Source organism: Sphingobacterium sp. ML3W (assembly GCF_000747525.1).
Taxonomy (GTDB): Bacteria; Bacteroidota; Bacteroidia; order Sphingobacteriales; family Sphingobacteriaceae; genus Sphingobacterium.
The window spans coordinates 4,456,209-4,474,701 of the sequence record NZ_CP009278.1 but is presented as its reverse complement, the minus strand read 5'-3'; the positions used below and the strand labels follow the sequence as shown (position 1 = coordinate 4,474,701).

The window sequence follows — 18,493 nt, the reverse complement described above, 5'->3', positions numbered from 1 at the left end:
TAATTAATTCGAAATAACTTTCATAATAGAAAGAGAGCCCTCGGATTTAACCGACGGCTCTCTTTTAAACGTTAATCAAACTTACTTTTTCAGTTTTTTAGCTCCTTCGATAATGGAATCCACCACCGTAGGGTCTTGTAAAGTAGAGGTATCCCCTAGATTCGAAGTTTCTCCTTCAGAAATTTTACGTAGGATACGGCGCATGATTTTTCCAGAACGCGTCTTCGGTAGGTCCGAAACGAATTGGATAATATCTGGCTTCGCAATAGCACCGATCAATCTGGTGATGGTTTGCATAATATCCTTACGCGTGCTCTCTTCATCGATGTGATGATTCGCAATAACATAGGCATAAATTCCCTGTCCTTTAACGGGATGTGGGTAACCTACAATTGCAGATTCTACAACATCGGAGTGCATATTGATGGCGTTTTCTACTTCTGCTGTTCCGATACGGTGTCCAGATACATTTAATACATCATCGACACGGCCTGTGATTTTGTAATAACCTTCTGGACTTCTATAACAACCATCACCTGTAAAGTACATATTTTCATAAGTAGCAAAATAAGTTTGGCGGCAACGTTCATGATCACCCCAAGTCGTACGTAACATACCTGGCCACGGGAATTTGATGCATAAATTTCCAGAAACATCATTTCCTTCAATTTCCTTTCCACTTTCATCCATCAATGCTGGTTGTACCCCTGGTAATGGTAACATGGCATATCCTGGTATGGTTGGTGAAATACCGGCCATAGGAGCGATTAAGATACCACCATTTTCAGTTTGCCACCAGGTATCAACAATTGGAGCTTTTCCTTTACCCACTTTCTCATTATACCAGTGCCAAGCTTCCTCGTTGATAGGCTCTCCAACAGACCCTAGCTTACGGATACTGCTCAAATCTTTACCATCTATAAACGAATCTCCAAAGGCCATCAATGAACGGATAGCCGTTGGTGCTGTATATAATATATTTACTTTAAACTTGTCTACGATATCCCATAAGCGACCAGCATCTGGATATGTTGGTGTACCTTCAAACATTAATGAAGTAGCTCCTTGAGAAAGTGGTCCGTAAACAATATACGAGTGTCCCGTAATCCAGCCTATATCTGCAGTACAGAAATAAATTTCACCTTGTTGATATTGGAAAACGTTTGCAAAAGTATAGCCCGTGTAGACCATATAGCCTCCTGTTGTATGGACTACTCCTTTTGGTTTCCCTGTAGAACCTGAGGTATAAAGGATGAATAAGGTATCTTCTGAGTCCATCTCTTCAGCCGGGCATGCAGGATTTCCTTGCGTTTCTACTTTTTTGATTTCATCTTCCCACCATACATCACGACCTTTGATCATGGATACAGGAGTACGCGTTCTCGTCAATACGATTACGCGTTCTACCGATTCACATTGCATCAAAGCATCATCAACAATACTTTTTAATTCCAATACTTTTGTACCACGGTAACTACCATCAGAGGTCACGACGACTTTACAAGCAGCATCATTGATGCGGTCTGCAATAGATTGTGCCGAAAATCCTCCAAAAACAACATTGTGAATAGCACCAATACGTGCACATGCCAATGTTGCAATAACCAGTTCGGGCACCATCGGTAAATAGATACAGACACGGTCTCCTTTGCGGATATTATTATTTTTTAAAACGTTGGCAAATTGCTCAACTTTCTGTAATAGTTGCTTGTAAGATAAAATTCGATGTTCTTCATTTGGATCATTTGGTTCCCAAATAATAGCCGGCTTATCTCCTAAATTATAGATGTGACGATCTAGACAATTTTCTGTGATATTCAATTTACCACCTTCGAACCATTTCACATTAGGCTCTGTGAAATTCCAATTCAGAACATTTGTCCATTTTCTTTTCCAAAAAAAGTTTTCCGCTATCTCTCCCCAGAAAGTTTCCGGATTATCCACACTTTTTTTATAAACTTCTTGATATTCTTCAAACGATTTGATTTGTAGACTCATATTTTGGTTTTATTAATTTAGATACCAAAAAACTTATTTGGTTGATTAAACAAGTTCATTTGGAATCAGCTAATTTAGTTTTTTTTGCGACAATTGGCAATTTATAAAATTTATAATTTGAAATTTAACTTTTTTATAACACTATTGTTATATTGCTGATGATATAATGGATTGATTAGTATGGATGTATTAAAAAAGGTGTATTATTTTTCAATTTTCAGTAATGTACTAATTGCTTTGGCCGCAGGCTCTCAATGTGTACTCACGTACATTATACTCGGTCAGGAAATTGATTTTTATATCGTTTTGATTGAAGGGGCAGCTACGCTTGCACTCTATAATTTCAGCTTGATCTTATCAAAACCTCAGTCTCCTGAGTTATCTGTTTATGCTCGGACAAGGTGGGTTTTTAAGTATGAACGCTTATTATGGATAAATACGATCATCGCGACGTTAATTTGTCTGTGGTGTTTATTTCATATACATCCATATGTTATCTTTTTTTTAGGGGTTATAGGTTTTGTAAGTGTACTTTATAGCCTTCCTGTTATTCCGCTGCATGGTCGATGGGGGGGATTGAGACAAGTTCCTGCTATGAAAATATTTCATATCGCATTGGTTTGGGTATTGAGCAGTGTATTTCTTCCTTATATTGAACTGTATGGTAATGCGGTTTTTGTGAACACCAAACTACTGTATTATCTCGCGTTTTTGAAATTCATATTTCTGATTATCTGTACTTTGCCTTTTGATATTCGTGATATTAAACAGGATTCTTATTATCACTTACGAACATTGCCGAGTATGTTAGGGGAGGGGCGGGCCAAAAGACTATGCTACTTGCTTCTGGGTGTACATAGTCTCTTTATCTTAGCAGCACCTTATCTATTGGTTTTCAAAATTGGGCTTCTGCTTACCAATGCAATAATTTATCTCTTATTAAGGTTTTTGGTCTTTAAGACCAATGAGCATTACCACTATGCTTATTTATTAGATGTTAGTTTGGTACTCCAATTCCTTGTTGTTGTACTGGTACAATGCTTTGCATGATTTAAAGCCAAAGGGGAAAGATTATTTCAAAAGGGAAATAATCTTCTCCGCCACTACATCCGAAAGTTTGTAGTAACTTTCAAATGTCCAGCCTGCTACATGCGGACTTAGCAAAACATTATCCCTGCTCGCTAAATCTGAAAACCAAGGTTGCTCTTGAAGTGCGGGGAATTTCTCTACCGGAAGTACATCAAACGCTGCTGCGATAATTTTGCCCTCATCCATAGCTTTTAATACGGCAGGAATTTGAACAATTCCACCACGTGCACCTAAAAGAAAAAAGATGGGTTTGCGAAAATGATACAAATATTCATCATTGATAAGTCCTTTCGTTTCTTTGGTTAGTGGGATGTGAAAACTCAAAATATCAGTTTGTTTGACAACTTCTTCCATCGAAACTTCTTTGGCATATTGATCTGAAAATCCAGTTTTGTATTTGTCATAAGCAATGACGTTAACATCAAATCCCGAGAGTTTCTTGGCCATAGCTTGGCCATTATGACCGTAGCCAATGAGTGCCACAGTTCTTCCTTTCAATTCATATCCACGGTTGGATTCTCTACGCCATAAACCCGTTTTTATCTCCTGATTCCCCCTGTTTAAATGGTTCATCAAAGATAGGAGCATCCCAATCATGTGTTCACCCACAGCATCTCGATTTCCTTCGTTTGCACTGATTAGTTTGATTCCTTTCGATTCGGCATAAGCTTCATCGATATTATCCATGCCCGCTCCACATCGTGCAATAAACTGAAGATTATGAGCTAGATTAATGAATTGGCGGTCCACTTGAAATTTAGACCTGATAATCAAGCCTGTATAGGATCCAATTTCTTTTTCAGCATCCTCACGCGTGAAGTTTGGGCTGTAAGTGAACTTAATACCATGCTGTTCAAGTTTTTCCATTAGGACTGAATGGACATCATCAACAATTAATACATTTGTTTTCATGAATGATTATTTATGTTCATAAAATCAACACTTAAAAGTGCTTTCAATTTATATTGTTTAATTTTTTCGGGCAAGATACGCATCAAAGCATTTCGAGTAGCAATAGCAATCGGATTTGTCCATTGGGCTATTTTACCTATTGTCCAAGAAGTTTCTGTAATATAGCGCGTTCTTTTTAATCTTCTTTTTTCGAAATGCTGGAAAGCGACTATGACATCTTGTGTTTTCTGTAATTCGTCGACCAAAACAGCCACATCCTCGATCGCTTGGCAGGCACCTTGTCCCATATTAGGCGTCGTTGCATGACCGGCATCACCTATAAGGAGAATAGGTCCAAAAGCTAAATGTTGTAAAGGCTCGATATCAATAATATCATTCCAGATCAACTGCTCATTTTTTGTACCATCTAAAATTTGTGCCACGGGTTGATGGTACGACGCGAAATTGTGCCTTAAGTCATTGACCGTATAATTTTTATATTGAGTGTTGTTTTCTGCTGCATTGATGCAAGCATACCAGTAGATTTTGTTCCCAACAAGTGGAGTCATTCCAAAACGACCTTTGCTGCCCCATGTTTCGGATCCAATTTTGAGGTTTATATTTGTATTCTCTATGGTTGCTCGCCAACAGGTGTATCCTGCATAGCGTGGTGTGGCATTCGGAATGAGTTGTTGACGTATTTTGGACTTCACACCATCGGCAACAATTAGGAAATCGGTTTGATGCATGGTCCCATCTTCAAAGAAAATATCAATACCCGCATCATGCCGCTCTATTTTAAAGGCTCTTTTCCCTAGATGTAGGTCTGTCGGTTCAATTTGTTGCAATAAAAATTGGTGTAAATCGGCACGGTGTATAGCAAAGTTATCTTGACTATACTGTGCGCTTATTGCTTTGGTTTCTGGAGATACCAGAGTTCTGCCACGCTCGTCTAAAATATTATAATGCTCTAAATAGTGACCTAAAGGAGTAACCCCTGATTTGAGGTTTAAGTAATCTAGCGCTTGTATGGCGTTGGCTGCTAAGCCAAATCCAGCTCCAATGCCCGCTAATGCCTTTGCACCTTCAAAAATGCATACTTGTACGCCAATTTTATTGAGGCCAATTGCTGCCGTTAATCCTGCAACACCGCCACCGATGATGGTAAACCTTTTCACACACTGCGACTTTAATTATTCAATGGTCAAGATACGATCTTTTTTATTAGCGCTGAATTTTAAAAGTTGTTTTTTAAAGGACGACACATGTCTATGATAGGGTATTTTCGTCCATTCTTTTAGATCGATACTTGAGGCAACTTCTTCAGGCGTCATACCCGCTAGTAACTGTGGGCAAATATATGTTAGGATTTTTTGATGCCATTCCTCTTTATTTCCCCAATAGTGCAGTATCCATGCGTCAGCAACTTTTAGATTTCCGTGCTTCTCTAAAACTACTGAGAATGCAAATTGTTCTTTTACACGACAGACAATATTCTGCTCGCATAGCGTATCATTAAATAAAAGTACTTCATCTAATAAATTGATTTTATCTTGATGATTTAACGCGATGATACCTGAGTTCCACATGCGAATGGATTCATCCATTAAGATATGATTGATTTCTGTCTTTTGAATGATTTTCCACATTCTTTTATGCTCATTTGTAATATGCCTATCGGACATGAGCATTTCTTTCACATGAAGGAAATTTTGGCCAGCTGAAAGCTGCTCTATCAGACTCGTCAAATCTCTAATGACCATGGTGTCACTATCTAAAAATACAAGATGCCCATCGTCTTTAGATGCAGCATCTTGCATGGCTTTAATTTTGGTCCGATAGAAATATTGTGTAGGGCCTATCCACTTTTCAAATGTAGGCGTATCAATCTCACGAATTTCAATTAATGGTGATAACCAATTATAGTATTCCGGATGATCGGTATAGACCACATATTTAGTTGGGTCACTTTTAAATTTTACTATACTGAGTAGACTGAATATTGTCTGAAGGTGATATGTGAATTTTTCACCTAAAGCTACATACATAAAAGTCGTGTTCAGACCCATATTAATCAAGGTTAAATTATGATTTTACTTAAAGTTGAGAAGATATTTCATTTGTTAGTACGATAAAGTCATTGACTGTCAGTCGTTCTGCTCTCAATTCATAAAGCGGGTTGTCTGACATTTTATCTTTTGGAACAACTGCTGATAAAGAATTTCGCAATGTTTTTCGTCTCTGATTGAACCCCGATTTTACGACTCGCCAAAATAGCTTCTCATCACAATCTAATGCTGCACGCTCGTTTCTAGTCATACGAATCACGCCAGAAAGTACTTTTGGAGGTGGGTTAAAAGCACCAGCTTTTACCGTAAATAGATACTCCACATGATAGTAAGCTTGTAAAAAAACACTCAAAATACCGTATTCTTTGCTACCAGATTTTGCTGTACAACGTTCTGCTACTTCTTTTTGAAACATACCCGTCATCTGTACAACACGATTCCGTTCATCCAAGATCTTGAATAAAATCTGAGAAGAGATATTGTAGGGAAAGTTACCAATAATGGCCATCTTTTCTCCAAAATGCTGTGCGAAATCTAAGTTTAAGAAATCACCATGAATTAAGCGGTGCTCCAATTGTGGATATTTATCCGCTAAGAACTCGATTGACTCATCATCAACATCAATCATCCATGTTTCGTATGCATCATTTTGCAATAGGAAATCGGAAAGAACACCCATACCAGGACCCACTTCTAGTACCTGCGTGAACCCTAGCTTTGGATCCAATGCATTAACTATTTTTTGTGCTGCATTTTTATCATTCAAAAAATGTTGTCCTAAATGTTTTTTTGCTCTTACTGTACTCATATGTGATCGTATTTGGTACAAACTTAGATAAATTTGTTTTATTCCCAATTTTAATTAAGTCATATAATAAAAACAAGCTATCGATCTCTTCGCTTCCATCGAAAATTATTTATTGAGGAATAATACTTAACTTGTAGAGGATAATAAACAGGTAAGATAATGCGTATGGATTTGTCAACAGTATCTCTTGTGCATTATGATGATCGACATTTTAAACGATTGTCTTATGAATTAGAGGAGAGTCAGGTTCGTTTTACTAAAACGGTACATCAAAATATTAATGTCGATGGGGTTCAGAAAATCAAGAATAAATTCCCAATAACGATTTTATACGAACGAGAACCCGTTGGGTTTTTCGTATTAGATCGTACTAAGGATCATCTTCTCGTAACGGGTAATCCAAATTCAATATTATTGAGAGGATTATCTTTAAATCCTGCTTATCAAGGTCGGGGAATTGCAAAACAGGCATTGATTATTCTGGATCACTTTGTAAAAGGATTATCTGAAGATATAGACGAGATTGTACTCACAGTGAATATCGATAATGTAAATGCTTACCAATTATATCGACAAATGGGCTACCTGGATACAGGTAGCTATAAAAATGGAAGATATGGTTTACAGCATATGCTGTTTAAACGAATTGATATTTCAATTGATGCTTGAGTATTTCATATAATTTTAATTACTTTTGAGTCAATAATTTCATTTTTTACTATGGCTGACAAATTAAAAATAGGTATTACAGTAGGCGATATCAATGGTATCGGATTGGAGGTGATTATAAAATCCTTATTGGACAATCGTGTATTAGAATTTTTTACTCCGATTGTTTACGGTAATACAAAAGTTGCGTCTTTTCATAGAAAAGCTTTAGGCGTCAATGATTTTAGTTTTAATGTCATCAATGACCCTGAACAAGCCAATCCTAAGCGTGCCAATATGATCAATTGTTGGCAAGAGGATGTTAAGATTACGCTAGGAGAAGAAAATGAAATCGGCGGAAAGTATGCCTTTATTTCATTGGAAAAAGCTGTTGATGACTTGAATGCTGGGAAAATTGATGCACTTGTGACGGCTCCTATTAATAAGCATAATATACAGCAAGAAGGATTTCATTTTCCAGGACATACAGAATACTTACAGGAGAAGACACAAGCGAATGATGTGTTGATGTTCATGATCTGTGAAGAGTTGCGGGTTGGTGTAGTTACGGGACATATCCCTGTAAAAGATATAGCCGAGCATATTACAGAAGAATCTATTTTAAATAAATTGGAATTGATGCATGAAAGTCTTAAAAAAGACTTTTGGATTCAAAAACCAAAAATTGCCGTGCTAGGTCTTAATCCTCACGCAGGCGATAATGGCGTAATAGGTACTGAGGATGATCTGATTATTCGACCAGCTATAGAAAAGGCGAAAGAGAAAGGAATGCTTTGTTTTGGACCTTACCCTGCTGATGGTTTTTTTGCTAATCATGCATATGAAAAATTTGATGCGGTATTAGCCATGTATCATGACCAAGGATTGATACCTTTTAAACATATAGCCAAGCGAAACGGCGTTAATTTCACCGCTGGCCTTCCCATTGTCCGCACATCTCCGGATCATGGTACAGGTTATGATATCGCAGGACAGAATGTTGCGGCTCACGAATCTTTTATGGAAGCGCTATTTCAAGCGGTTCATATTGTAAAGCGTCGTCGTGAACAAGAAGAACTATCTCAAAATCCTTTAGCTTTTCGTAAGCTTTCTAGAGATCGTGATTAAGAAGAAATACCATAATCATTAGTCTTGTGTGCTTATATCACAAGACTAATGTCTATTTATAATAAATTCCTTACTTTTGCATCCTAGTGTTTTTTTAAGGACCTAGATTCATGCTATGAGTGATAATTTACAACATCCTATTTTTCCAATCATTAAAGAGTTAGCCGAGAAAACAAATACGGAGTGCTACGTCATTGGCGGTTATGTGCGCGATCGTATTATGGGACGGCCCTTTAATAATGACGTAGATATTGTTGTTGTAGGAAGTGGAATTGAATTTGCTACAGCTTTAGGGAATAAGTTGAAATCTAAAGTTGCTGTCTACAAAAGTTTTGGAACAGCAATGCTAGTTTATGAGGGCTTAAATGTCGAATTTGTGGGGGCTCGTAAAGAGTCCTATCGCAGTGATTCCAGAAAACCAATTGTAGAAGATGGCACGTTGGAAGATGATCAAAATCGTCGCGATTTTACCATCAATGCAATGGCATTTTCGTTGAATAAACATAATTATGGACAGCTTTTGGATCCATTTAATGGAGTCAAAGATATTGAATTGGGTACCATGCGTACACCATTAGATCCTATTGTTACTTTTTCGGACGATCCTTTGCGTATGATGCGTGCGATTCGTTTTGCCACTCAGTTGAATTTTAAAATTGATGTCAAAGCTATTCAAGCAATTACAGATACGAAAGAACGTATTCGTATTATCTCCAAAGAACGGATCATTGATGAAATTAATAAAATAATTTTGTCGAAAAAGCCTTCTATTGGTTTTAAATATCTATTTGATACTGGCCTTTTGCCATTAGTTTTCCCTGCAATGCAAAACCTTTACGGTGTCGATATCATAGAGGGGAAAGGACATAAAGATAATTTCTACCATACTTTAGAAGTTTTGGATAATGTGTGCGAAACTACAGATGACCTATGGTTAAGATGGGCGGCTATCATGCACGATATTGCCAAACCAGCGACCAAGAGATTTGACAAGAAGCTAGGATGGACATTTCATGGCCATGAAGATAAAGGAGCTAGAATGGTTCCTAAATTATTTGCAGAGCTTAAGCTTCCGTTGAATGAAAAAATGAAGTTCGTTCAAAAACTTGTTCTATTGCATTTAAGACCAATAGTATTGGCACAAGATATCGTTACTGATTCTGCTGTACGCCGATTACTTTTTGAAGCAGGCAATGATATTGATGCCTTGATGCAATTGTGCCATGCCGATGTAACGACAAAAAACGAATATAAAAAGAAGAAGTACCGTCAGAATTTCGAATTGGTTAAGCAAAAGCTTAAAGATGTCGAGGAACGCGATCAAATCCGAAATTGGCAGCCTCCGATTTCAGGAGAAGATATTATGGAAGTATTTGGTATTGGTCCAGGACGTGAGGTAGGTAAAATGAAAAATGCTATTCGCGAAGCAATTTTGGAAGGTGAAATACCTAATGCCAAGATTGAAGCCTATCATTTTATGGTCAATAAAGCAGAAGATTTAGGCTTGACTATTAGAAAGGCATGGGATTTGAATACAACTGTTAAATAAAAAATAATTCAATCGCTTCAATACTTAATTGAGGCTCATCTTGTTAACAAACAAAACGAATATTAGAAATGGCTATTTATAGATTCAGAGTCACTTTTGAAGATTATGAGGATGTGTATAGAGAAATCGATATGCTTTCAAAACAAACTTTTTTAGAATTACATGAGGCGATCCATAAGACAACTTCTTATGAAGCTGACCTTACATCGTCCTTCTATGTAAGCAATGATCAATGGAAGAAAGGAACTGAAATTGCGCTCTTACCGATTGCTCGTAAAGTTTCAGACGGTGTTTTACTTATGGAAAATATTCGTTTAAGTAAGTTTATCGATGATCCTCACCAGAAGTTTTATTACATCTATAATTTTGATAGACCATATGAATTTCATGTGGAGCTGATTAAAATTTTGAAAGAGGAAGAAGGAAAAGAATATCCAGTAGTTTTTAAAACGATTGGTATTGCACCAAAATCTTTGGCAGCAGCCAATTTCCCAGTTGAGGATCCTTTAGAAGATGACGATGAAGAAGATGTTTTAGTCGATGAAACACAATATGGTGTGGATGACGATGAAGAATTTGATTTATTCGACGGGGAGGATGAAGAGGAAGAAGGAGAAAAATCTGAAGAAGAGAGTAGTGGTTCGTTTGACGAATATTAATGTCGGATTTAATAAAACACCATAAAAAAACGCTAATTGCCATAGTAGGACCTACAGCGGTAGGGAAAACTGCTATGGCAATTAAACTTGCAAAGCAATTTGATACAGAAATTATCTCTGCAGATTCGAGACAATTTTATCGTGAAATGAGTATTGGTACTGCCAAACCAACGCCAGATGAATTAAGTCAAGCTCCCCATCATTTTATTAACTCCCATTCAATTGAAGAAGATTACTCTGCTGGTGATTTTGAGCGAGATGCATTGGCGAAAATAGCAACTTTGTTTCAAACGAAAGATGTCGTTATCATGGTCGGAGGCTCGGGGTTATTTGTTAGAGCAGTATGTGAAGGTTTGGATAATCTGCCAAAGGCATTACCTGAAACTCGTGACCAGCTGAATAAACGATTTGAAGAAGAGGGAATAGGCACCCTACAAACTTACTTAAAGGAAGTGGATCCTATTTATTACGATCAGGTCGATATTTCAAATGTACAACGCGTTATAAGAGCTTTGGAAGTATATGAAACAACAGGTCTACCTTTCTCTAGCTTTCTCCAAAATACAAAAGCTCAAAGGCCTTTTAATATTATTACCATTGGGCTGAATATGGAGCGTGCAACTTTATATGAGCGTATTAATTTACGTGTGGATTTAATGATAAAAGTAGGCCTTTTAGAGGAAGTTAAAGCATTAGTTGCTTATCAGGCTAAGCCAGCTTTGATGACTGTGGGGTATTCCGAAATTTTCGATTTTTTGGAAGAGCGTGTTTCTTGGGAAGCAGCAATTGATAAAATCAAGCAAAACTCCAGAAGATATGCGAAAAGACAACTTACTTGGTTTAAAAAAGACCAAGATACTAGGTGGTTTGATGCTACGGATAAACAAGGTATCCTAGACTATTTACAGTTATAAACGTTTTCACATAAGTTATTAACATAATGTGGATAACTTGTGTTAATAACAAAAAACGCTAGATTATCATAAATAATCTAGCGTTTTTTTGTGGTTACATGTTGTTATTCAACAATCATGTTCCAACCAAATTCGTCAGCAATTCTACCATAACGTAAATCATCTAAGTAGGATAATACTTTTTGCGAAAAATCACGACCTTCTACTGGAGGTAATTGGAATAATTCTCCCTCGTAACCGATCGTTGCAATAGGCGTTAATGTCGCTGCAGTGCCTGCTGCAAATGCATCAGATACAACACCAGCTTTAATTCCGTCAATTAATTCTTTTACCGATACCTTACGTTGTTCAGTTTTATAGCCCCATTTTTTTGCGAGTTCCATAATGGTACGACGCGTTACACCGTGCAAGATCGTATCACCGTGAGGAGTAATGATGCTGTCTCCGATACGGAAGATTAAATTGGCTGTTCCAGCTTCTTCAATGTACTGGTGCTCAGATGCATCTGTCCACATCAGTTGGTCAAAACCTTCATCATTTGCTAAGCGCGTAGGGTATAATGATAATGCATAATTACCAGCGTTTTTTGAAAAACCAACACCACCTTCAGCAGCACGTGTATAATGCGTTTCCACCTTTAATTTTAATGGCGTACTATAGTATGCACCCACAGGGCTTGTGATGATGATAAACTTATAGGAATTAGATGGGTGTACGCCCAATGCAGGCTCTGTACCGAACATAAATGGGCGGATGTATAGCGAAGTTCCAGGTGCATTAGGGACCCAGCTACTGTCTGTTGCTAATAGTTTTTTTAGACCATCTAAAAATATTTCTTGAGGTACTTCTGGCATTTCTAAACGAGCTGCAGAAGTGTTGAATCTTTCCCAGTTTTTGTCAGGACGAAAAACACTAATGGTGCCATCCTGAAATTTGTAGGCTTTTATACCTTCAAAGATTGCTTGACCATAATGAAGTGCTGACATAGATGGGCTAATACTAATTTCGCCATATGGAACAATACTGACGTCCGTCCATGCTCCATTTTCATAGTTTGCGACCAACATATGGTCGGATAATATTTTTCCGAATTTTAGATTGTTAAAATCTACTTGCGAGAGTCTCGATTGTTGTGTGGGCTCTACGCGAATTGAATAATTTTCTGTCGCGCTCATTATATTTAAATTACTTATGCTAAAGTATGAAAAAAACTATGAATTTGAGTGATAAACCAATTGTTATTCCGTTTTTTATTCAAAAAGCTTAATTTTGATTATGTTTTAGCAAAGTTGTCTAGTTTTTAGGAGATTGCGTTTTATTTTATAGACAGCTTACAGTTTACCTCATCTATATGGATTTAATTTTATCCGTTCCTAATAGCTATTGTGTGATTAAATTTCATCCGTATTAAATTTATATGAATTAATATAGAAACCATTGTATGGCATGTTATTTGAAATCACCTGTAGGTAATCTACAGTGTGTTAGGTATGTGGATTTTGTCGGGTACACATTTCTAATCATTTATTCAATAAAACAAATTAATCGTATAGAACCATGCAGAAAGTAAACAGTAAAAATAATGCATTGGAAGAGGATGAGTTTGATGAAAATACTGCAGTCACTAAAAAAGGATTTTCATTAAATTTTATTTTAGGTTTTCTTGTATTCCTTTATAAAACGGCAATTAAACCATAAGAACTTCATTCTTTTTCAGGTTTTAAAGAATTAAGAAATAGGAATGATATTAAGAAATCGTTCCTATTTTTTTAATATCGTTAACAAAGGTTCTAAGTAATCACGATTATTAGATAACCTTGGGACTTTATTTTGTCCTCCAAGTTTGCCCTTTGATTTCATCCAATGAAAGAATGTATGGGTCGGAGCATTGTGAACAACCGGAAATTGTAATGCCATATTCTTATAACGTTTGGCATCATAGTCCGAGTTAATAGCTCTTAACGTTTCATCCAATATTTTACAGAAACTTTCAAAGTTATCCGGTTGTTGTTCAAATTCAATAATCCATTCATGTGCACCCGGCTCACCTTCTTTAAAGTAGATTGGACCAGCGGTATAATCTTTTACTATTGCATGGGTAAGCTCACTCGCCTGTTTAATCGCATCTTCCGCATTATCGACGATCAATTCTTCCCCAAAAGTATTGATAAATTGTTTCGTACGTCCGGTGATTTGGATACGATAAGGTGACAGGGATACAAATTTAATAGTGTCACCAATCAAATAACGCCATAAGCCAGCATTCGTAGAAATTATCAAAGCATAATTTTTATGGAGTTCTACCTCATGCAACCCTAAAGTTTTAGGGTTTTCCTCATATAAATGCTCAATAGGAAGGAATTCGTAGTAAATTCCGTAATCAAGCATTAAAAGTAAGTCTTCCGAGTCGGATAAATCCTGAAGTGCGAAGTATCCTTCAGAGGCATTATAATTCTCCAGGTAATACATTTTATCCGAAGGAATCAGCTTTTTAAATTGTTCGCGATAGGGTTTAAAGCTGACACCACCGTGCGTGTAAAACTGTAAGTTTGGCCAGACCTCTAGTAGATTATCCTTACCTGTTATTTCTAAAATTCTTTTCGCCAGTACAATGTTCCAAGTAGGAACACCAGCCAAATTAGTCACATTTTCGTGAATGGTAATATGAGCTACTTTTTCTATTTTCTCCTCAAAATCCGGTAATAAGGTAACTTCTAAGTTCGGGGTTCTTTTAAATTCCGCCCAAAATGGAAGATTGCGTAAGAGGATGGAAGATAAATCACCGTAGTAAGAATCTGAACTGAAGCTATTGATTTGGCTACTACCCCCTAATACGACCGATTTTCCGGCAAATATTTGACTATCCGGACAGTTGTTGAAGTAGATGGTCAGCATATCTTTACCCCCTTGAAAATGACATTCAGTAAGGCACTCTTCACTTACAGGAATATATTTACTTCGATCGGATGTTGTACCAGATGATTTGGCAAACCATTTAATATCAGAAGGCCATAAAATATTTTGCTCCCCTTTGATCATGCGATCAATATAGGGCTTCAACGAGTTGTAATCTTGAATTGGAACTCTATTTTTAAATTCTTCGGGTGTTAATATACTATTGTAATCATATTTCTTTCCCCATTCCGTTGCTTCAGCTGATGATATTAAACTTTGAAACCATTCTTCTTGTACATCATGTGGATACTTCATGAAGAGTTCAATCTGATGAATACGTTTCTTCATGAACCAAGCGAATAGTGAGTCTAATATTGCCATATTTAAGAGAATTAATGTTAGGTATGTAGCTTTTTGCGACGAAGTTCAAAATGTTGTCCCAAATAGAATTTACGAGCCATTTCATTACTAGCAATTTCCTCAGGTGTTCCCGTCAGCATAATTTTTCCTTCAGTCAATAAGTAGGCTCTATCTGTAATCGATAAAGTTTCCTGTACATTATGATCGGTAATTAGAATACCTATATTTCGTGTTTTAAGTTTGGCTACAATGGTTTGTATTTCCTCAACAGCAATAGGGTCTACACCTGCAAAAGGTTCATCCAATAAAATGAATGATGGATTTGCAGCCAATGCGCGTGCTATTTCAGTTCGGCGTCTTTCACCTCCAGATAATAAATCGCCTCTATTTTTGCGTACTCGGTGTAAGCTGAATTCCGAAAGTAGTTCTTCCAGTTTTTCGAGACGTTCTGTTTTATTCGGATAATGGATCTCCAGTACAGATAAGATATTATGCTCGACAGATAGTTTTCTGAAGATGGATGCTTCCTGAGCAAGGTAACCAATTCCTTTTTGAGCACGTTGATACATCGCATCCTGTGTTATTTCTTGGTCATCTAGATAGACATGACCCTCATTGGGTTTGATCAATCCGACGATCATATAAAAAGAAGTCGTCTTTCCTGCTCCATTTGGACCTAAAAGCCCAACAATTTCGCCTTGCTCTACTTGGAAAGAAACATCGTTAACAACAGTCCGTTGTTTGTATTTTTTGATGAGATGCTCTGCTCTTAGTATCATTTGATAAGTATTTTAACTCAAGATAACAATCTTATAACAAATATATTTAATATCGAATTCCTTTTAGATTTAATTGCAAATTCTTTTTACCACGCCAAACATTTTCCTCTATGCTATAGCATATATCAAAAGGTTTGCCGCTATTGATATGTTGAATATGTTCGGACATGCCAAAACCGATGCAGTCGAAAGCAGGGGAGTTTTCTTGGTTAATGGTCATTTTTAAGTGATTCGTGCCTACTAGATATGCAGATCCGATTAAATTTACCTTTTGGCTTAAAAATATGGGACTTTCATTTTGAGGCCCCAGAGGCTCAAATTGACTTAATATCCGATGAAATTTAGCATCTATATCTTGCAGATGTAGTTTCATGTCAATTAAGATTTCCTGGGTTAGCATTTCAGGCTTGATTAGTTTTGTTACGACTTCTTCAAAGCGATCTTGAAATAATTTAATGTTCCCAACCTGCATGGTTAATCCGGCCGCGTATTTATGTCCGCCAAACTGATCCAATAAATCCCTGCATTCGCTTAAAGCCTCATAGAGGTCGAATCCAATCACAGAACGGCAAGATCCTGCTATATGGCCATTCGTCTCTGTCAGTATAATCGTTGGTCTATAGTATTTCTCGGTCAATCGTGATGCGACGATACCGATAACACCTTTGTGCCAATCAGCCTTATAGAGTACCGTTGATTTTCTGGTTTTAAGCGAATCATTATCATCGATTATAGCGAGAGCTTCTTCTGTTATACGTAAATCAAAATCCTTACGTTGATTGTTTTGATCATCGATGTTGATGCTGAAATCTTTTGCTTCTTGTAATGATTTTGAAATCAATAATTTAACGGCATCTTTTGCATGGTCGATTCGCCCTGAGGCATTAATACGTGGTCCAATTTGAAATACGATATCATTTACCGTAAATATTTTCGTTTTATTTGTCGATAGATCAATTAATGCCTGAAGCCCACAGCACGGATTGGTATTGAGTTTTATGAGTCCAAAATGCGAAAGGATCCGGTTTTCACCCGTGATTGGGACAATGTCCGATGCAATACTAACAGCTACTAAATCTAGATATTGATAGCATACATCCAGCGACATATCATTTTTCATGATGAATGCTTGAATAAGTTTAAAACCTATTCCGCAACCCGATAACTCTTTATACGGATACGGACAGTCATTCCTTTTAGGATCCAGTACAGCACAAGCGTCTGGTAATTCATCTCCAGGTAAATGGTGGTCACCAATTATAAAGTCAATGTTTTTAGAGTTGGCGTACTCGACCTTATCATTTGCTTTAATACCACAGTCTAAAGCAATTATTAAGGAGAAGCCATTTTCATAGGCATAATCAATACCCTGTGTGGATATTCCATATCCTTCTGCATAGCGATCTGGAATGTAAAATTCGATACGAGAATGAAACTCTCGAAAAAAACTGTATACAAGAGCTACAGCAGTAGTTCCATCCACATCGTAATCTCCGTAAATTAAAATCTTTTCATTTTGACCGATTGCTGTCGTAATTCTGGCAATCGCCTTTTCCATGTCTTGCATTAAGAATGGATTGTGGAGTTGATCTAAAGAAGGTCTAAAAAATTGCTTGGAAGCATCAAAAGTTTCAATATTTCTACTGACTAATAATTCTGCTAATACTGGATTAATACCCAGTTCATTGCTTAATTGATTGACTTTTTTGACTTCACTTTTAGATTTTAGTACCCACCTTTTTTGCATATCTTTGCATCGTAATTATGTGTAAATATACGTTTTGTCTATTGACTAACCTAATTATAGAATAGGGGAATGGTCGTGTGTTGTATAACACGCAAGTTTCCAATAATTTAAAGATAATGCAAGCATATTCCTTATTCGAAGGGTCATTTTCAGTGGATGCCTCGAAAAAATTTATTCCATTTGACCCAGCCCTTCATAACGCGACCGATCGACCAGGTTCCATGTTTATTCAGGTTCATCCATTTTTGATAGAAAGCCCCAATGGTCCAATTTTATGTGACACAGGACTCGGCCTAAAGGATGAAAACGGAACGCTCTTGCTTTACCAAAACCTTAAAAAGATGGGATATGAACCTAAAGATGTGAAATATGTACTGATGTCTCATTTGCATAAAGATCATGCGGGCGGTATGGTGAATTTTGAGGACGGTGTTGGTCGGATAGCATTTCCAGAAGCAGAGTATATCGTACAACGTGGGGAATGGGAGGATGCTTATTCAGGTATTAACCCATCCTATCGCACGGAGATTTTTGATGTCGTACAGCGAAGTGGTAATTTAAACCTAGTGGAAGGTGCGGGGAGCGTTAACCATGAGATTGCATTTAAACGGAGTGGGGGACATACCCGCAATCATCAAGTGTTTCATATTGAAACAGGTGATAACCATTATTTTTTTGGCGGAGATGTATTGCCAAAGCCAGAAGAAATTATTCATAATCATATCGCAAAGTATGATGACAATGGTCGTCTTTCAAAACAGTTGCGCCAAGAATATTGGAAACAAGGTGCTCCTGAAAATTGGATTTATCTTTTCTATCATGCTAAAAGCTTTGCCATTGGACAACCCAAGCTTCGGTCGGATGGAACTTACGAAATGATAGAAGCGAAATAATTTCAAGCTGCTCAATTAAAAAATGAGCAGCTTTTTTGTAGTATATGCCTGTGAATTAGTTCGTTT

The 18,493-nt window shown here is 37.0% G+C and carries 17 protein-coding genes; 8 read left to right on the top strand and 9 right to left on the bottom strand.

The window, feature by feature from the left end:
• Positions 1 to 81 precede the first annotated feature (81 nt).
• The gene (gene acs / locus KO02_RS19205; protein ID WP_038700919.1) at positions 82 to 1,998 is read right to left on the bottom strand and encodes an acetate--CoA ligase; all 1,917 of its coding nucleotides are present in this window, start codon (positions 1,996 to 1,998) and stop codon (positions 82 to 84) included.
• Positions 1,999 to 2,178: 180 nt separating this feature from the next.
• Between acs and KO02_RS19200 the strand changes: the two genes are divergently transcribed.
• A complete protein-coding gene (locus tag KO02_RS19200; protein ID WP_038700918.1) occupies positions 2,179 to 3,048 on the top strand; it encodes a UbiA family prenyltransferase in 870 nt (289 codons plus the stop codon).
• 21 nt (positions 3,049 to 3,069) lie between these two features.
• Here KO02_RS19200 and KO02_RS19195 read toward each other — a convergent pair whose 3' ends face one another.
• Genes KO02_RS19195 through rsmA form a run of 4 tightly spaced genes read right to left on the bottom strand, consistent with a single transcriptional unit; the run spans position 3,070 to position 6,855 of the window.
• Positions 3,070 to 3,999: an NAD(P)-dependent oxidoreductase gene (locus KO02_RS19195; RefSeq protein ID WP_038700916.1), complete on the bottom strand. Its 930-nt coding sequence runs from the start codon at positions 3,997 to 3,999 to the stop codon at positions 3,070 to 3,072.
• The gene (locus tag KO02_RS19190) at positions 3,996 to 5,156 is read right to left on the bottom strand and encodes an FAD-dependent monooxygenase (RefSeq protein ID WP_038700914.1); all 1,161 of its coding nucleotides are present in this window, start codon (positions 5,154 to 5,156) and stop codon (positions 3,996 to 3,998) included. The genes KO02_RS19195 and KO02_RS19190 overlap by 4 nt, the downstream gene beginning before the upstream one ends.
• A 15-nt stretch (positions 5,157 to 5,171) precedes the next feature.
• Positions 5,172 to 6,047, bottom strand: coding sequence for a hypothetical protein (locus KO02_RS19185; protein ID WP_038700912.1), 876 nt, complete (start codon positions 6,045 to 6,047; stop codon positions 5,172 to 5,174).
• 28 nt (positions 6,048 to 6,075) lie between these two features.
• Positions 6,076 to 6,855: a 16S rRNA (adenine(1518)-N(6)/adenine(1519)-N(6))-dimethyltransferase RsmA gene (rsmA, locus tag KO02_RS19180; RefSeq protein WP_038700910.1), complete on the bottom strand. Its 780-nt coding sequence runs from the start codon at positions 6,853 to 6,855 to the stop codon at positions 6,076 to 6,078.
• Positions 6,856 to 7,020: 165 nt separating this feature from the next.
• Here rsmA and KO02_RS19175 point away from each other — a divergent pair, with 165 nt between their 5' ends.
• The 5 genes from KO02_RS19175 (at position 7,021) to miaA (ending at position 11,753) form a co-directional block, all read left to right on the top strand.
• Positions 7,021 to 7,524 carry a GNAT family N-acetyltransferase gene (locus KO02_RS19175; protein WP_038703013.1) on the top strand — a complete coding sequence of 168 codons (504 nt, stop codon included), beginning with the start codon at positions 7,021 to 7,023 and terminating at the stop codon, positions 7,522 to 7,524.
• A gap of 51 nt (positions 7,525 to 7,575) precedes the next feature.
• Entirely contained in the window at positions 7,576 to 8,631 is a 1,056-nt protein-coding gene (pdxA, locus tag KO02_RS19170) for a 4-hydroxythreonine-4-phosphate dehydrogenase PdxA (RefSeq protein WP_038700908.1), read from the top strand.
• Between the two features lie 115 nt (positions 8,632 to 8,746).
• The gene (locus KO02_RS19165; RefSeq protein ID WP_038700906.1) at positions 8,747 to 10,180 is read left to right on the top strand and encodes a CCA tRNA nucleotidyltransferase; all 1,434 of its coding nucleotides are present in this window, start codon (positions 8,747 to 8,749) and stop codon (positions 10,178 to 10,180) included.
• A 68-nt stretch (positions 10,181 to 10,248) separates the two neighbouring features.
• Positions 10,249 to 10,839, top strand: a complete 591-nt coding sequence (locus tag KO02_RS19160) for an IS1096 element passenger TnpR family protein (protein ID WP_038700904.1) — start codon at positions 10,249 to 10,251, stop codon at positions 10,837 to 10,839.
• A complete protein-coding gene (miaA, locus tag KO02_RS19155; RefSeq protein ID WP_038700902.1) occupies positions 10,839 to 11,753 on the top strand; it encodes a tRNA (adenosine(37)-N6)-dimethylallyltransferase MiaA in 915 nt (304 codons plus the stop codon). The genes KO02_RS19160 and miaA overlap by 1 nt, the downstream gene beginning before the upstream one ends.
• A 104-nt stretch (positions 11,754 to 11,857) precedes the next feature.
• On the opposite strand, the gene KO02_RS19150 is transcribed toward miaA, so the two are convergent.
• The gene (locus KO02_RS19150; RefSeq protein WP_038700901.1) at positions 11,858 to 12,928 is read right to left on the bottom strand and encodes a branched-chain amino acid aminotransferase; all 1,071 of its coding nucleotides are present in this window, start codon (positions 12,926 to 12,928) and stop codon (positions 11,858 to 11,860) included.
• 382 nt (positions 12,929 to 13,310) lie between these two features.
• On the opposite strand from KO02_RS19150, the gene KO02_RS23850 reads away from it, so the two are divergent.
• On the top strand, positions 13,311 to 13,451 hold the full coding sequence (locus KO02_RS23850) for a hypothetical protein (protein ID WP_158500318.1): 141 nt from the start codon (positions 13,311 to 13,313) through the stop codon (positions 13,449 to 13,451).
• Between the two features lie 63 nt (positions 13,452 to 13,514).
• Here the strand turns inward: KO02_RS23850 and KO02_RS19145 are convergent, their stop codons facing one another.
• Genes KO02_RS19145 through recJ form a run of 3 tightly spaced genes read right to left on the bottom strand, consistent with a single transcriptional unit; the run spans position 13,515 to position 17,534 of the window.
• A complete protein-coding gene (locus tag KO02_RS19145) occupies positions 13,515 to 15,029 on the bottom strand; it encodes a GH3 auxin-responsive promoter family protein (protein ID WP_038700899.1) in 1,515 nt (504 codons plus the stop codon).
• 17 nt (positions 15,030 to 15,046) lie between these two features.
• Positions 15,047 to 15,787: an LPS export ABC transporter ATP-binding protein gene (gene lptB / locus KO02_RS19140; protein ID WP_038700897.1), complete on the bottom strand. Its 741-nt coding sequence runs from the start codon at positions 15,785 to 15,787 to the stop codon at positions 15,047 to 15,049.
• Positions 15,788 to 15,833: 46 nt separating this feature from the next.
• Complete coding sequence (gene recJ, locus KO02_RS19135; protein ID WP_038700895.1) at positions 15,834 to 17,534, bottom strand: single-stranded-DNA-specific exonuclease RecJ; 1,701 nt, start codon at positions 17,532 to 17,534, stop codon at positions 15,834 to 15,836.
• 116 nt (positions 17,535 to 17,650) lie between these two features.
• Between recJ and KO02_RS19130 the strand changes: the two genes are divergently transcribed.
• Positions 17,651 to 18,427, top strand: coding sequence for an MBL fold metallo-hydrolase (locus KO02_RS19130; protein WP_200878569.1), 777 nt, complete (start codon positions 17,651 to 17,653; stop codon positions 18,425 to 18,427).
• The last annotated feature ends 66 nt before the right edge of the window (positions 18,428 to 18,493 follow it).

Excerpts from the sequence above, each read along its gene's own strand:
- acs (WP_038700919.1), bottom strand. The coding sequence starts at position 1,998 with ATGAGTCTACAAATCAAATCGTTTGAAGAATATCAAGAAGTTTATAAA.
- KO02_RS19200 (WP_038700918.1), top strand. The coding sequence starts at position 2,179 with ATGGATGTATTAAAAAAGGTGTATTATTTTTCAATTTTCAGTAATGTA.
- KO02_RS19195 (WP_038700916.1), bottom strand. The coding sequence starts at position 3,999 with ATGAAAACAAATGTATTAATTGTTGATGATGTCCATTCAGTCCTAATG.
- KO02_RS19185 (WP_038700912.1), bottom strand. The coding sequence starts at position 6,047 with ATGGGTCTGAACACGACTTTTATGTATGTAGCTTTAGGTGAAAAATTC.
- rsmA (WP_038700910.1), bottom strand. The coding sequence starts at position 6,855 with ATGAGTACAGTAAGAGCAAAAAAACATTTAGGACAACATTTTTTGAAT.
- KO02_RS19175 (WP_038703013.1), top strand. The coding sequence starts at position 7,021 with ATGGATTTGTCAACAGTATCTCTTGTGCATTATGATGATCGACATTTT.
- pdxA (WP_038700908.1), top strand. The coding sequence starts at position 7,576 with ATGGCTGACAAATTAAAAATAGGTATTACAGTAGGCGATATCAATGGT.
- KO02_RS19165 (WP_038700906.1), top strand. The coding sequence starts at position 8,747 with ATGAGTGATAATTTACAACATCCTATTTTTCCAATCATTAAAGAGTTA.
- KO02_RS19160 (WP_038700904.1), top strand. The coding sequence starts at position 10,249 with ATGGCTATTTATAGATTCAGAGTCACTTTTGAAGATTATGAGGATGTG.
- miaA (WP_038700902.1), top strand. The coding sequence starts at position 10,839 with ATGTCGGATTTAATAAAACACCATAAAAAAACGCTAATTGCCATAGTA.
- KO02_RS19150 (WP_038700901.1), bottom strand. The coding sequence starts at position 12,928 with ATGAGCGCGACAGAAAATTATTCAATTCGCGTAGAGCCCACACAACAA.
- KO02_RS23850 (WP_158500318.1), top strand. The coding sequence starts at position 13,311 with ATGCAGAAAGTAAACAGTAAAAATAATGCATTGGAAGAGGATGAGTTT.
- KO02_RS19145 (WP_038700899.1), bottom strand. The coding sequence starts at position 15,029 with ATGGCAATATTAGACTCACTATTCGCTTGGTTCATGAAGAAACGTATT.
- lptB (WP_038700897.1), bottom strand. The coding sequence starts at position 15,787 with ATGATACTAAGAGCAGAGCATCTCATCAAAAAATACAAACAACGGACT.
- recJ (WP_038700895.1), bottom strand. The coding sequence starts at position 17,534 with ATGCAAAAAAGGTGGGTACTAAAATCTAAAAGTGAAGTCAAAAAAGTC.
- KO02_RS19130 (WP_200878569.1), top strand. The coding sequence starts at position 17,651 with ATGCAAGCATATTCCTTATTCGAAGGGTCATTTTCAGTGGATGCCTCG.